Source organism: Prauserella sp. PE36 (assembly GCF_003311655.1).
Taxonomy (GTDB): Bacteria; Actinomycetota; Actinomycetes; order Mycobacteriales; family Pseudonocardiaceae; genus Prauserella_A; species Prauserella_A endophytica.
The window spans coordinates 40,474-53,193 of sequence record NZ_QEQT01000107.1 but is presented as its reverse complement, the minus strand read 5'-3'; the positions used below and the strand labels follow the sequence as shown (position 1 = coordinate 53,193).

Here is a 12,720-nt window from a genome sequence, read left to right as displayed (position 1 = left end):
CGTAGGGTGTGAGCATGGCCGCACCCGAGCTATACAGACTTACCCTCGACAACGGCCTGCGGGTCGTGCTCGCGCCCGACCGGACCGCGCCGGTCGTCGGTGTAAGCGTGCACTACGACGTGGGCTTTCGGTCCGAGCCGGAGGGGCGGACCGGGTTCGCGCACCTCTTCGAGCACCTGATGTTCCAGGGCAGCGAGAGCCTCGAGAAGCTCGCGCACTTCCGGCACATCCAGGGCAGCGGTGGAACGTTCAACGGCTCCACCCACCCGGACTACACGGACTACTTCGAGGTGCTGCCGTCCGCCGCGCTGGAGCGGGCCCTCTTCCTCGAGGCCGATCGCATGCGGGCGCCGAAGCTGACGCGGGACAACCTGGCCAACCAGATCGACGTGGTCAAGGAGGAGATCCGCCTCAACGTGCTGAACCGGCCCTACGGCGGGTTCCCGTGGATCCTCCTGCCCCCGGTGCTCTACTCGACCTTCCCCAACGCCCACAACGGGTACGGCGACTTCACCGACCTCGAACAGGCCTCGCTCGAAGACTGCGCGGCCTTCTTCGACACCTACTACGCGCCCGCCAACGCGGTGCTGACGGTCGCGGGCGACTTCGAGGTGGACCGCGCGCGTGAGCTGATCGACAAGCACTTCGGCGACGTGCCCGCGCGGCCGATGCCGCACCGGCCGTCGTTCGCCGAGCCGAGGCCCACCACGGAGCTGCGCGACACCCACACCGACCCGCACGCGCCCCTGCCGGCGCTGGCGGTCGGCTACCGGATGCCGGACCCGGTCAACGAGCTCGACGGCTACCTGGCCCACCTCGTGCTCGCCGGGGTGCTCGCGGACGGCGACGGCTCCCGGCTGCAGCAGCGGCTGGTGCACCGCGAGCCGCTGGTCACCGACATCAACGCGGGCGCGGGCCTGTTCGGACCGTTCGAGGCGCGCGACCCCGACACGTTCTCGGTCACGGCCATCCACGCGCCCGACGTCACCGCCGACCGTGTGCTGGGCGCCCTCGACGAGGAGCTCGACGCGCTCGCCAGCACGCCACCCGACGAGCAGGAGCTCGCGAAGGTGACGGCGCGGTGGAGCGCCAACCTGCACTCCGAGCACGACCGGCTCGTCTCGCGGACCCTCGCGTTCGGGGCGTTCGAGCTGCTCTACGGTGACGCGGCGCTCGCCTACGGCGTCGCCGACCGCATCGCGGCCGTCAACCCCGAGCAGGTCGCCGAGGCCGCGAAGGGCCTGCGCCCCGACTCGCGCGCCGTGCTCGTCGTCAAGCCTCAGGAGGGGGACGCCCAGTGACCTCAGCGACGCACCGGAGCGCGGAGGAGATCGGCCGTACGGCGACCGGGCCGAGGGCGCTGCCGCCGCTCGGTGAGCAGCGCGCGGCGGCCGACCTCGCCCACACCGACACCGTGCTCGGCAACGGCCTGCGAGTGCTGGCCGTGCGCAAGGCCAACGTGCCCATGGTCGAACTGCGGATGGCCATCCCGTTCGCGGGCGACGATCCGTCGCACCCGGCCACGGCCGAGGTCCTCGCCGAGACCATCGCCACCGGCACCCGCCGTCGCGACCGGGTCGCCATCGACACCGAGCTCGCGCTCATCGGCGGCGACCTCGGCACCGCCGTGGACCCCGAGCACCTCTCGGTGTCGGCCAGTTCCCTGGCGAGCGGGCTGCCCACGCTGCTCGACGTGCTCGCCGACGTGCTCACCGAGGCGTCCTATGTGGACAACGAGGTGCGCAGGGAGGGCGACCGCATCGTCGAACGGCTCGCCGTCGCCCGCACGCAGCCGCGCGTGATCGCGCGCGAGGCGCTGCAGCGGCACCGCTACGGCGACCACCCGTACACGCGTGAGGTGCCGAAGCCGGAGGACGTCGCACGGGTGACCCCCGAGGCGGTGCGCGCGCTGCACGCCTCCGCGGTGCTGCCGAGTGGCTCCGTGCTCGTGCTCGTGGGCGACATCGACCCCGACGCCGTGATCGGTGACCTCGAGCGGGCGCTGTCCGCGTGGGCCTCGGAGAAGGCGGCCAGGGAGCTGCCCGCGCTGCCCGTGCTGGAAGGCGGCGACCTGCTGCTCGTGCCGAGAGCCGGTGCGGTGCAGTCGCAGCTGCGGCTCTCGGCGCAGTCGCTACCGAGGACCGACCCGCGTTACCCGGCGCTGCAGCTCGCGAACCTCGTGTTCGGCGGCTACTTCTCGTCGCGTCTGGTGGAGAACATCCGCGAGGACAAGGGCTACACCTACAGCGCTCACTCCGGTTTCGAGTTCACCGGGCAGAACGCGACCGTGCAGGTGGAGGCCGACACGGCGAACGAGGTGACCGCGGCGGCGCTGCTGGAGACCCGGTACGAGCTGGGCAGGCTCGGCCTGGTGCCACCCACCGACGCCGACGTGGAGTCGGTGCGGCAGTACGCCGTCGGCTCGCTGCTCATCGGCTCCTCGTCGCAGGCGGGCCTCGCGAGCCAGCTGCTGGGCCTCGCGGCCGTCGGGCTCGGGGTCGAGTGGCTGGTCGAACACCCCGGCCGCGTCGCAGCGGTGACCACCGACGAGGTGGCGCAGGCGGCACTGGACTTCTTCGCGCCGAGCCGGTTCACCGGCGTGGTGGTGGGCGACGCGGAGACGCTGGCCCCGCAGCTGACCGCGCTCGGTGGCGTGACCGTGGAGAGCTCCGAGTCATGACCAGTGCGCCCTTCCAGCTTGGGGCGCTGCCTGCGCTGTCCAGGTCCACTGTGGACCGTAATGAGACACTGCGGGCGGACCCGGAACGGCTGCTGTCGCGGTGGCCGGACGCGCGTGTGGTGGTGGTCGACCGCTACGGCCGCTCCCCGGTGCCGCTGGCCGCCGTGCACGAGCTGCCGCCGGGCGGCATCCCGCTCGCGACGCGCAAGGCGCTGAGCTTCGGTGAGGAGCCGCCCGAGACGGCGGCGTTCCTCGGGCAGTGGCAGGACACGGACTACTGGCTCGTGCCGGGAGCCCCGCCCGAGGACGCCGAGATGATCGACATAGAGGGCGTCTGGGGCGTTCGCCAGCAGGCACCCTCGGCCGAGGGCGAGGCGTGGGTCGAGCTGCGCGGGCACGGCTCGCTGCTCGACGACACCTCCGCCGGGTTGCTGACCACCGCCGAGGCGCTGCGGAACTGGCACTGGCGGGGCCGGTTCTGCGCCCGCTGCGGCGGCGCCACCCAGCGGCGGCAGTTCGGCTGGGCGACGCAGTGCTCCTCGTGCGGGCGCGAGGAGTACCCCCGCACCGACCCCGCCGTGATCTGCCTCGTCCACGACGACGTCGGCGTCAACGGGCAGCACGTGCTGCTGGCCCGCCAGCCCATCTGGCCGCCGAAGCGGTACTCGGTGCTCGCCGGGTTCGTCGAGGCGGGCGAGTCGCTGGAGGGCTGCGTCGAGCGGGAGATCCGCGAGGAGGCGGGTGTCGAGGTCCGGGACATCCGCTACCTCGGCAGCCAGCCGTGGCCGTTTCCGCGCTCGATCATGCTCGGCTTCGCGGCGCGCGCCGACGCCGGTGCCGCGCTGAGCCCCGCCGACGGGGAGATCGAGGACGCGCGGTGGGTGCCCAGGGAAGCGGTCCGCGCCGCGTTCCGGGGCGAGAACGAGCAGCTGCTGCTGCCGGGCAACTCGTCGATCGCGCACGTGATGCTCAGGGCGTGGGCGCGGGCGGAGGCGTAGCGTCCAGTAGTCTCGCCGCATTCGGGCGGAGGATCGGGGGAGTTTCCGGGTGAGCGCGGCACGGGCCATCGGACTGCTGTTGGGTGTCATCGCCGACGGGGCGATCGGCGACCCGAGACGCGGGCGGCCGATCACCGGCTTCGCGAAGGCCGCGTCCGCCGTACGCGAGCGCGTCTACGCCGACCACCCCGCGCGTGGCGCTCTCTACGCGGGTGGGCTCGCCGGTGGGGCCGTCGCCCTCGGTGTGCTGACCGAACGGGCCGGCCGCGGGCGTCCCCTGGTGCAGGTGGCGGGCACCGCCGTGGCGACGTGGGCCGTGGTCGGCGGGGCTCGGCTGGTGGCCGAGGGCACGGAGCTGGCCAGGGACCTGGAGACCGGCGACCTCGACTCGGCCCGGGAGACCTTGTCCACACTGGACACCCGGTGCACCGATGACCTCGACGTGCCCGCGCTGTCGAGGGCGTCGGTGGAGACGCTCGCGGAGAGCACGTCGGACGCCGTGGTCGGTCCGCTCGTCTGGGGGGCGATCGCCGGGGTGCCGGGGCTGCTCGGCTCGCGCGCGGTGACGGTGCTCGCCGGGCTTGTCGCGCCGAAGGTGCCGAGGTACCGCCGGTTCGGCTGGGTCGGCGCGCGCCTCGACGAGCTGGTGAGCCTGCTGCCGACGCGGGTCGCGGCGCTGCTGACGGTCACCGGCGCGCCGGTGGTCGGCGGTTCGGCAGGCCGCGCCTGGGAGGCGTGGCGGCGTGACACCGTGGTGCACCCGAGCCCCAACGAGGGGCGCGTCGAGGCGGCGTTCGCGGGCGCGCTGGAGATCCGGCTCGGCGGGCGGACGGTCTACCCGCATGGTGTCGAGGAGCTGCCCGTGCTCGGCAACGGCCGCAACCCTGACGCGGGCCACGTCACCCGCGCCGTCGAGCTGTCCCGGGTGGTCGGCTGGCTCGCGGGCGTCACCTCAGCCGCTCTCGCGCTGACCCTCGGCCTCCTGCGCCGCCGCAGCTGAGCCACTGCCCCCCAAGGCCACCTTTGTTGCGCTCAACGCAACAAAGGTGGCCTTGGGGGCAGCTACAGGGCTGTGAGGGCTCCATTGGTGACGGGTGACCCTGCTCAGGGCGTGGTGCTCGCCTGCTCGCGTTCCTCGTCCTCCGCGAGGATCTGGGCCACCGACTTGCGGCGGGTCCGCTCCTGAGCGGTGCGGTCCTCCGCCAGCGCCCCGCCCGGCTTGATCTCGCGGATGGTGAAGTACAGCCAGGCCAGCAGCACCATCGTGCCGAACGCGATCCACTGCAGCGCGTACGAGAAGTACGGCCCCGCCTGCAGCTGCGGCAGCGGCAGCGCGCCAAGCACGCCCGGCTGGTCGGCGCTCAGCTGGAAGTAGCCGGGCCGGATGTCCAGGTCGGTCGCCCTGGCGACGACCTGCGAGTTCACCGAGTAAGCGTGCAGGCGCCCGCCGGTGGACGCGTTGGCGAAGGCATCCCGGTCGTTGGGGTCCCGTTCGTCGCTGCGGATCCGCGCCTCGACCCGCACCACGCCCTGCGGCGGCGCCGCGTAGGAGGGCACCCGGGTGCGGTCGTCCGGCCGCACGTAGCCCCGGTCGACGAGCACCACCTGACCGTCAGTGGTGCGCAGCGGCGTCAGGACCTCGAACGCGGGCTCACCCTGCACGGTCCGCAGTCGCGCGATCACCTCGGCCTCCGGCAGGTACGTGCCCTCGATCAGCACGCGCTCCCACTCCTGGTCCTGCGGCCCGACCTCGGAGATCGGCTTCGGCGTCGCGCTGAACGACGCCGACACGGCGGCGTTCTGTGCGGCGCGCTCCTCGTGGCGCTGGAACTGCCACGGCGCCAGCAGCGTGTAGCAGCAGACGGCGAAGACGAACACGACCGCCGTCAACGCAAGCCAGCCGGGCTTGAGCAGGAACTTCCACCGCACCCCTCAACGGTATGCCGTGGCGCGGGCCACTCACAGCGCGGGGGACAGTCCCTCCCGGCGCGCCACCCAGCTCCCGCCGTCGGGGACCCCGCGCGGCACCATCTGGCGCACCGTCCCAGCCCGCCACCGGCATCGTCACGGTGTGGCGCGTGGCCCGCCCGCCTCGCCCCGTGACCAGCTGGCACGCCAGGAAGCGGCGGGAAGAACGATCAACGAATCGACCGAGTGTGGTCAGCCTGCGTGAAGGGCGGCCTTCGCGGCGCTCAGTGTCTGCCGGGCGTAGCCGCCGCCGAAGAGCACCGTGTGCACGAGCAGGGGGAACAGCTGGTGCAGCGGCACGCGTTCCGGCCAGCCGTCGGCGAGTGGGGCGTCCGCGTCCCGCGCCGCTTCGGTGTAGGCGCCGAGGATGTGGTCGAGCAACGGCGTGCCGAACAGCCGCAGCATGGCGAGGTCGGTCTCGCGGTGTCCACCGTGCGCGGCGGGGTCGATGAGCCAGGCCCTGCCGTCCGCGGCCCAGTGGACGTTGCCGCTCCAGGCGTCGCCGTGCAGCCTGGCCGGTGGTTCCGGCGCCGCGGCGAGCTCGGGAAGGCGCGCGCAGACGTGGTCGAACACGGCGGCCTGTTCGGTGGTGAACAGGCCCTGCTCGACGGCGTCGCGCACGTACGGCTCGATCCGGTCGCGCGCGTAGAACTCCGCCCAGTCCGCGCGCGGCTCGGCGCGCATGGGCGCGAGGCCGATCCACGCGTCGGCGGGGCCGCCGGGCGGTGGCGACCCGAACGCGGGCGCCCCGCGCAGGTGCAGCGCCGCGAGCCCGCGCCCGAACGCCTCGGCCGCCTCGACGCTCGGCGCACCCGGCGCGACGTAGTCGAGCACGAGCCACTCGTCGTCGGCGCCGTGCACTCCTGGCACCGGCACGTCGCCGGACTCGCCGAGCCAGCGCAGTCCCGCAGCCTCGGCCGCCGTCGCGTTCACGCCCGCGCCCCGCTTGGCGACCACCTGGCCGCCGCCGGACAGGCTCACCACCACGGCACCGCCGAGCGAGTAGGTCCGCCCCGGTTCGACGCCGACGTGCCGCCGCACCGCCGCCCTGGCCTCCTCGGCCGTCATCGCCGTTCCCGCACCCAGTCGAGCAGCCCAGGCATCGCGCGCTCGATCATGCCGAGCACGTCGGTGAAGCCGTCGCCGTCGCCGTAGTAGGGATCGGGAACCTCGGAATGCGGCGGCGCGGTGGGGTCGAAATCGCGCAGCAGCACGACTTTCCCGGGGTCGCCCACGAGCGCGCGCACATCCCGCAGATGGCCTTTGTCCGCCACCAGGAACAGATCGGCGTCGCGGTGCGGTTCGCCGATCTGCGCGGCGACGTGGCCGACGTCGTAGCCGTTCGCCTCCAGCGTCGCGCGGGCGCGCGGATCCGCGGGCTCGCCCACGTGCCACGGCCCCGTGCCGGCGCTGCTGACGTGGACCTCCCCGGCGAGCCCCGCCCGGCGGAGGTGCTCGCGGAAGACGATCGCCGCCATCGGTGAGCGGCAGATGTTTCCCGAGCACACGAAACAGACGTGCATGCCCCCAGTGTGCCAAGCGGTTTCCTGGCGCCTCGGGGGGACACACCTTCGGCAAGGCCTAGCCCCCGATGCGGCGAACGTACTAAGCTCCCGATCTCGTCAACGGCTCGATTCTCGCCCTCGTTGGCGGGAGCAAGCAGACACCACAGGTCATTGGGGGCTCCCATTTCCCTGTCCACCGCGAACCGCGCCAACGTCCAGCGATCACCGCAGAACCGGGCCCTGCTCGTTCTCCTCGCCACACTGATCGTCACCGGTGGAGCCTGGGTGTGGGTCACCCTCCAGGCCTCCGCCGCCGACCGCCTCCCGGTCGCCGTCGCCGGTGGCGTCACCGCCGCGCTGCTCTGCGCCGCCGCGTTCTTCGCCGTGCTGCGCGACCAGCAGGTGCGTGCCGCGCGCGCCGAGGTCGCCGGGCTGCAGGCCGAACTCGACCACCTCGCCGACGACACGTTGCCCGCCGCAGCGCGCAGGCTGCGCGAGGGCGCTTCGGCCGACACGGTCTTTACCGAGATTCCGTTGCCGGACAACGAAACCCACGAACGCATCCTGCGCACCCTGACCAAGGAGATCAGCGTCGGGCACCGGCAGCGCGCCGCCGCGATGGCCGCGTGCGCCAATGCCGCGGGGCGCGTGCAGGCACTCGCGACGAGCATGCTCGCCGACCTCCGCGAGATGGAGAACCGGCATTCCGAAGAGGTGCTCGGTGATCTGCTCAAGCTCGACCACAGCACGGCGCAGGCGGGCCGCCTCGCCGACAGCATCGCGGTGCTCACCGGCGCGCGGTCCGGCAGGCGCTGGACCAAACCGATCGTCATGGAGAGCATCCTGCGTGGTGCGATGGGCCGGATCCGGGCCTACCAGCGCGTGCGCATCCACTCCGCCAGCACCTCCGCGATCGTCGGCTACGCCGCCGAGGACGTGATGCACGCGCTCGCCGAGCTGATGGACAACGCCACCAAGTTCTCCGCGCCGTCGGAGGAGGTCCACGTCTACGTGGAGGAACTGCACACCGGCGTGGTGGTGACCATCGAGGACGGTGGACTCGGCATGAAGCCGCAGGCGCTGGAGCGCGCCAAGACCGCGGTCTCGACCACCGAGAAACTGGACCTGACCAAGCTCTCGGGGACCCGCCTCGGACTCGCCGTGGTCGGCTGTATCGCCCGCAAGCACGACCTGCACGTGTTCTTCCGGCCGTCCTCGCGCGGCGGGACCGGTGTGGTGCTGCGGATTCCGAACCAGCTGGTGACGCAGCCGAGGACGGAGTTCCCGAACCCGCCCACCGCGCCCCAGCCCGCGGTCACGGCCACGGGTTCGGTCCGGACGGCCTCGGCCGGCGCGACGCGGACGCCGTCCGGCGAGACCATGACGGCCGTGCTCGACGGCGAGCAGCCCCAGCAGCCGCTGCGCAGCCTGCCGAAGCGGCGGCGCGGCCAGACGCTCGCCAACTCGCCGCAGCCGTCCCCGTCGCCGAGGCCCCAGCACCCGCCGAGGCCCCGCACCGACGCTGGCGCGAAGTTCGGTGCCTTCCGGCAGAGCACCTCGCGCGGACAGAAACCCGATTCCCCCTCAGCCAACCAGGACAGCTAGCAACAGATTGGAGTGAGGGGCGAGGCCGTGCCCGGTGCCAAGATCGGGACGACGCGCCCCGGATACCCGATGAGCACGACGAATCCGAACCTCGAGTGGTTGCTGGACAACCTGGTCGACTCCACGCCGGGTGCCACACACGCACTGGTGCTGTCCAGGGACGGCCTGAAGCTGTGCCACACCCGCGCGCTCGGTGTCGACCGGGCCGACCAGCTCGCGGCCATCGCCGCCGGCGTGCAGGCGCTGTCGCAGAGCGCGTCGGTGGAGTTCGGCGACGGCACCGGCGGGGTGCGCCAGTCCATGACCGAGTTCCACGGTGGTCTGCTGTTCATCGTCGAGGCGGGGGAGGGCGCGCACCTCGCGGTGCTCGCGTCCGAGGAGTCCGACGTGGGCCTCATCGGGCACAAGATGGACGAGCTGGTCGAGCAGATCGGCGCGTTCCTCACCTCGCCGCCACGTCACCCCCGGCACAGCCAGCCGGCATGATGGTCCGAGGGGCAGTCGACAGCGAGGACCCCGACCGGCTCTACACCCTCACCGGTGGCCGGAGCCGGGCGGAGGTCCGCGATCTCGACCTCGTCACGTTGATCGTGAGCGAGGCCGATCCCACGCCGGGCATGCAGTCCGAACACGTCAAGATCCTGCGGACCTGCCGGTTCCCGACCGCGGTCGTCGAGCTCGCCTCCGAGCTCGCCCTGCCCGTGAGCGTGGTGAAGATCCTGGTGTCCGATCTGCTCGACGCGGGCCAGGTCTCAGCGCGGCACCCCTCGTCGCCCCGCGCCAGCGCCGAACTGCCGGATCCCGCATTCCTCAAGAAGGTGCTCGTTGGACTCCACAATCTCTGATCCCATCGAAAGAACGCCGCTGCCCAGTACGGCCATGGAGGGCCTGAAGATCGTGGTGGTCGGCGGGTTCGGGGTCGGCAAGACGACGATGGTCCGCTCGGTCAGCGAAATCCGCCCGCTGAACACCGAGGAGACCATGACGCAGGCCGGCCTCGGGATCGACGACAACGGCGGCGTCGCCGACAAGACCACCACCACGGTCGCGTTCGACTTCGGCCGGATCAGCCTGAGCGAGCAGCTCGTGCTCTACCTGTTCGGGGCGCCGGGCCAGGAGCGCTTCTGGTTCCTGTGGGACCGGTTGTTCTCCGGCACGCTCGGGGCGGTGGTGCTCGTGGACACGCGCAGGCTCGAGGACTCCTGGTACGCGATCGACCGGCTGGAGCACCACGGAACGCCGTTCATCGTGGCACGCAACAACTTCCCGGGCCCCCAGCACGGGCTGGAGGACGTCCGCGACGCGCTCACGCTGTCTCCGGACGTGCCGCTCATCGACTGCGACGCGCGCGAGCGCGATTCCGCCAAACAGGTCCTCATCACTCTCGTCAACCACCTCTACGCGCTCTCATCGGCCAGGGAGACCGCCTCATGACCGACCCGCAGCACGCCCGGCAGCACGGCCCCGTCCGGCTCTATGGGCCGCGGTTCCAGCAGGACCCGGCCGCGCTCTACGCCGAGATCAGGAACACCTACGGACCCGTCGCGCCCGTGTTGCTCGACGGCGACGTGCCCGCGTGGTTCGTGTGCGGCTACCGCGAAGTCCACCAGGTCACCAGCGACTCGCAGCTGTTCGCCCGCGACACCCGCCGGTGGAACATGTGGGAGCAGGTGCCGGCCGACTGGCCGCTGCTGCCGTACGTGGCCCACAACCCGTCGGTGATGTTCACCGAGGGCGCCGAGCACCAGCGCAGAGCCGGAGCGATCGGGGACGCGCTCGGCGCGTTCGACCAGTTCGAGCTCGCGCAGTACTCCGAGCGGGTCGCCGACACGCTCATCGACGCGTTCGCCGGCAGGGGCGAGGCCGACCTCATGGCGCAGTACGCTCTGCGCATCCCGCTCAACGTGATCGCGCAGATGTTCGGCATGCCCGAGTCGGAGACGCCGGAGCTGGTGCGCGACATCGCCGAGTCGCTCGACACCGGGCCCGGCGCGGCCGACGCCTACCTGCGCGTGCAGAAGACGATGGGCAAGCTGCTCGCTGCGAAGCGGGCGATGCCGGGTCCCGACATCCCGTCGTACCTGCTGGAGCACGACGCGAACCTCACCGACGACGAGATCGTGCAGGACCTGCTGGTGGTCACCGCGGCGGCGCAGCAGCCCACGGCGAACTGGATCGGCAACACGATCCGGCTGATGCTCACCGACGAGCGGTTCGCGCTGACGCTCGCCGGCGGGCGCGAGAGCGTCGGCCAGGCCCTCAACGAGGTGCTCTGGCACGACACGCCCACGCAGAACTTCATCGGCCGGTTCGCCACGCGCGACACGCAGCTCGCCGGCATGCGCATCAGGACCGGCGACCTGCTGGTGCTCGGTCTCGCCGCCGCGAACGCCGACCCGAAGGTGCGGCTGGAGTCGCCGGACTCGGTCGGCAACCACGCCCACATGTCCTTTGGGCACGGTGAGCACGGCTGCCCCTACCCGGCCCCCGAGGTGGCCGAGGTGATGGCGCGGACCACCGTCGAGGTGCTGCTCGACCGGCTGCCGGACCTCGCACTCGCGGTGCCCTCGGACGCGCTGGAGTGGCATCCGTCGGTGTGGATGCGAGGTCTGGCGAGCCTGCCGGTGCGGTTCACGCCGACGTACGTGCCCGCGGGGTTGGGGTGAAGCGGACCGGCAGCGAAGCCGGGCCCCTCGTGAACACGCCCTGCTCGACCGGGGCCGCGCCCTCGGCGAGCTCCAGGTCCGGCAGGGCGTCGAGCAGCTGACCCACCCCGACCTCGACCTCGCTCTTGGCCAGCAGCGCGCCGACGCAGAAGTGCCTGCCCAGCGCGAAGGACAGGTGCTGCGCCGCTGCCGAGAACGCGGTGTCCGTGGGCAGGTCGTCGCGGAAGATGTCGAACGTGTCGGGGTTGCTGAAGCGGCTGGGGTCGCGGTTCGCGGCGCCGATCAGGCACGTGACGGTGCTGCCGGCGGGCACGGTGCCGCCGCCGAGCTCCACGTCCTCCGCGGGCTGCCGCATGATCATGTGCACCGGAGGCGTGTAGCGCAGGGTCTCCGCGAACGCCCTCGGGATGAGGCCGTGGTCCTCGCGCACGGCTCGTAGCTGGTCCGGGTGCTCCAGCAGGTTCTTGATGATGCTCGCGATCGCCTTGTCGGTGGTCTCGCCGCCCGCGGCCAGCAGCAGGCTCACGAAGGCCTTGATGTCCTCGTCGCTCATGCTCTGACCGTCGACCTCGGCGGCGCACAGCGTGGAGAGGAGGTCGTCGCCGAGGTTCCGCCGCCGCTCCCGGATGATCGGGATCATGTACTCGGCCAGCTCGTCGCGGGTGCGCAGGCCGTCGGCGGCGATCCGCTCGTCCTGGCTGAGGTTGCCGAGGAACGCGATGATCGAGGTGTACCAGCGCTGGAAACGCGCGTGCTCGGCGCGGTCGAGGCCGAGCATGTCGACGATGACGTTGATGGGGAAGTGCCGCGCGTAGTCGTTGACGATGTCGGCGGTGCCCCGCTCGCGGAAGCCGTCGATCAGCTCGGCGGAGTTGCGCTCGATCACCGGGAGGAACTTCGCCTGCAGCTCCTGGCCACGGAAGGCGGGGGCCACGAGCGCCCGGCGCACGGCGTGCTCTCGCCCGCTCATCTGCAGGATCGTCCTGCCGTGCACGGGTTCGAGTTGCCAGTTGTAGTTGTCCGTGGTGAACGCGGGCTCCTTGAAAGCCCTGGCCACGTCCTCGTAGCGGGAGACGATGTAGCTCTGCATGGGCTCGTGCCAGATCAGCGGCGAGTCCTCGAGCATGATCCGGTAGGCGGAGTAGGGATCCTCGGCGAATTCGGCGGACAGGATGTCGGGTACTTCGCGAGCCGCGGTCATTGCTCTCCTCGGTCAGCCGGGAAAATGACCGTTCGAGGCTAGCGATGATCATGGTCGCGCTGGGCGGTCCCGCGCCAAGTTCAGACGGTTGGCCTAA

General features: G+C 71.9%; 13 protein-coding genes. 9 read left to right on the top strand and 4 right to left on the bottom strand.

The genetic code is table 11. From position 1 onward, the window contains the following. The first annotated feature begins 14 nt into the window (after positions 1-14). The 4 genes from DI005_RS34545 to DI005_RS34530 are packed head-to-tail and all read left to right on the top strand — an operon-like array spanning position 15 to position 4,678. Positions 15-1,301 (top strand): pitrilysin family protein, encoded by a 1,287-nt coding sequence (locus DI005_RS34545; RefSeq protein ID WP_112276089.1) that lies wholly within the window; start codon positions 15-17, stop codon positions 1,299-1,301. After that, a complete protein-coding gene (locus tag DI005_RS34540; protein ID WP_112276091.1) occupies positions 1,298-2,680 on the top strand; it encodes a pitrilysin family protein in 1,383 nt (460 codons plus the stop codon). The genes DI005_RS34545 and DI005_RS34540 overlap by 4 nt, the downstream gene beginning before the upstream one ends. Next, positions 2,677-3,678 carry an NAD(+) diphosphatase gene (nudC, locus tag DI005_RS34535; RefSeq protein ID WP_113644871.1) on the top strand — a complete coding sequence of 334 codons (1,002 nt, stop codon included), beginning with the start codon at positions 2,677-2,679 and terminating at the stop codon, positions 3,676-3,678. The genes DI005_RS34540 and nudC overlap by 4 nt, the downstream gene beginning before the upstream one ends. 49 nt (positions 3,679-3,727) lie before the next feature. After that, complete coding sequence (locus DI005_RS34530) at positions 3,728-4,678, top strand: cobalamin biosynthesis protein (RefSeq protein ID WP_113644870.1); 951 nt, start codon at positions 3,728-3,730, stop codon at positions 4,676-4,678. Between the two features lie 104 nt (positions 4,679-4,782). Here the strand turns inward: DI005_RS34530 and DI005_RS34525 are convergent, their stop codons facing one another. The 3 genes from DI005_RS34525 to DI005_RS34515 all read right to left on the bottom strand — a co-directional run bounded on the left by DI005_RS34525 (position 4,783) and on the right by DI005_RS34515 (position 7,169). Then, complete coding sequence (locus tag DI005_RS34525) at positions 4,783-5,607, bottom strand: SURF1 family protein (RefSeq protein WP_113644869.1); 825 nt, start codon at positions 5,605-5,607, stop codon at positions 4,783-4,785. A gap of 231 nt (positions 5,608-5,838) precedes the next feature. Beyond that, positions 5,839-6,714, bottom strand: coding sequence for a fructosamine kinase family protein (locus DI005_RS34520; RefSeq protein ID WP_113644868.1), 876 nt, complete (start codon positions 6,712-6,714; stop codon positions 5,839-5,841). Next, positions 6,711-7,169, bottom strand: coding sequence for a low molecular weight protein-tyrosine-phosphatase (locus DI005_RS34515; RefSeq protein ID WP_113644867.1), 459 nt, complete (start codon positions 7,167-7,169; stop codon positions 6,711-6,713). Before DI005_RS34515 ends, DI005_RS34520 begins: the two co-directional genes overlap by 4 nt. Before the next feature lie 267 nt (positions 7,170-7,436). On the opposite strand from DI005_RS34515, the gene DI005_RS34510 reads away from it, so the two are divergent. The 5 genes from DI005_RS34510 (at position 7,437) to DI005_RS34490 (ending at position 11,422) form a co-directional block, all read left to right on the top strand. Continuing rightward, the gene (locus tag DI005_RS34510; protein ID WP_233520423.1) at positions 7,437-8,756 is read left to right on the top strand and encodes a sensor histidine kinase KdpD; all 1,320 of its coding nucleotides are present in this window, start codon (positions 7,437-7,439) and stop codon (positions 8,754-8,756) included. A gap of 69 nt (positions 8,757-8,825) precedes the next feature. Further along, positions 8,826-9,242, top strand: a complete 417-nt coding sequence (locus DI005_RS34505; RefSeq protein WP_113644904.1) for a roadblock/LC7 domain-containing protein — start codon at positions 8,826-8,828, stop codon at positions 9,240-9,242. Next, the gene (locus tag DI005_RS34500; protein ID WP_113644866.1) at positions 9,242-9,601 is read left to right on the top strand and encodes a DUF742 domain-containing protein; all 360 of its coding nucleotides are present in this window, start codon (positions 9,242-9,244) and stop codon (positions 9,599-9,601) included. Before DI005_RS34505 ends, DI005_RS34500 begins: the two co-directional genes overlap by 1 nt. A gap of 34 nt (positions 9,602-9,635) precedes the next feature. Beyond that, entirely contained in the window at positions 9,636-10,190 is a 555-nt protein-coding gene (locus DI005_RS34495; protein ID WP_199543476.1) for an ATP/GTP-binding protein, read from the top strand. After that, positions 10,187-11,422, top strand: coding sequence for a cytochrome P450 (locus tag DI005_RS34490; RefSeq protein WP_112276107.1), 1,236 nt, complete (start codon positions 10,187-10,189; stop codon positions 11,420-11,422). Before DI005_RS34495 ends, DI005_RS34490 begins: the two co-directional genes overlap by 4 nt. On the opposite strand, the gene DI005_RS34485 is transcribed toward DI005_RS34490, so the two are convergent. Next, positions 11,388-12,623 carry a cytochrome P450 gene (locus DI005_RS34485; protein WP_112276108.1) on the bottom strand — a complete coding sequence of 412 codons (1,236 nt, stop codon included), beginning with the start codon at positions 12,621-12,623 and terminating at the stop codon, positions 11,388-11,390. The genes DI005_RS34490 and DI005_RS34485 overlap by 35 nt on opposite strands. Between the last annotated feature and the right edge of the window lie 97 nt (positions 12,624-12,720).

Bases quoted from the DNA above. Each gene is read 5' to 3' on its own strand.
- DI005_RS34520 (WP_113644868.1), bottom strand. From the start codon at position 6,714: ATGACGGCCGAGGAGGCCAGGGCGGCGGTGCGGCGGCACGTCGGCGTC.
- DI005_RS34485 (WP_112276108.1), bottom strand. From the start codon at position 12,623: ATGACCGCGGCTCGCGAAGTACCCGACATCCTGTCCGCCGAATTCGCC.
- DI005_RS34505 (WP_113644904.1), top strand. From the start codon at position 8,826: ATGAGCACGACGAATCCGAACCTCGAGTGGTTGCTGGACAACCTGGTC.
- DI005_RS34545 (WP_112276089.1), top strand. From the start codon at position 15: ATGGCCGCACCCGAGCTATACAGACTTACCCTCGACAACGGCCTGCGG.
- DI005_RS34515 (WP_113644867.1), bottom strand. From the start codon at position 7,169: ATGCACGTCTGTTTCGTGTGCTCGGGAAACATCTGCCGCTCACCGATG.
- DI005_RS34500 (WP_113644866.1), top strand. From the start codon at position 9,242: ATGGTCCGAGGGGCAGTCGACAGCGAGGACCCCGACCGGCTCTACACC.
- nudC (WP_113644871.1), top strand. From the start codon at position 2,677: ATGACCAGTGCGCCCTTCCAGCTTGGGGCGCTGCCTGCGCTGTCCAGG.
- DI005_RS34495 (WP_199543476.1), top strand. From the start codon at position 9,636: ATGGAGGGCCTGAAGATCGTGGTGGTCGGCGGGTTCGGGGTCGGCAAG.
- DI005_RS34490 (WP_112276107.1), top strand. From the start codon at position 10,187: ATGACCGACCCGCAGCACGCCCGGCAGCACGGCCCCGTCCGGCTCTAT.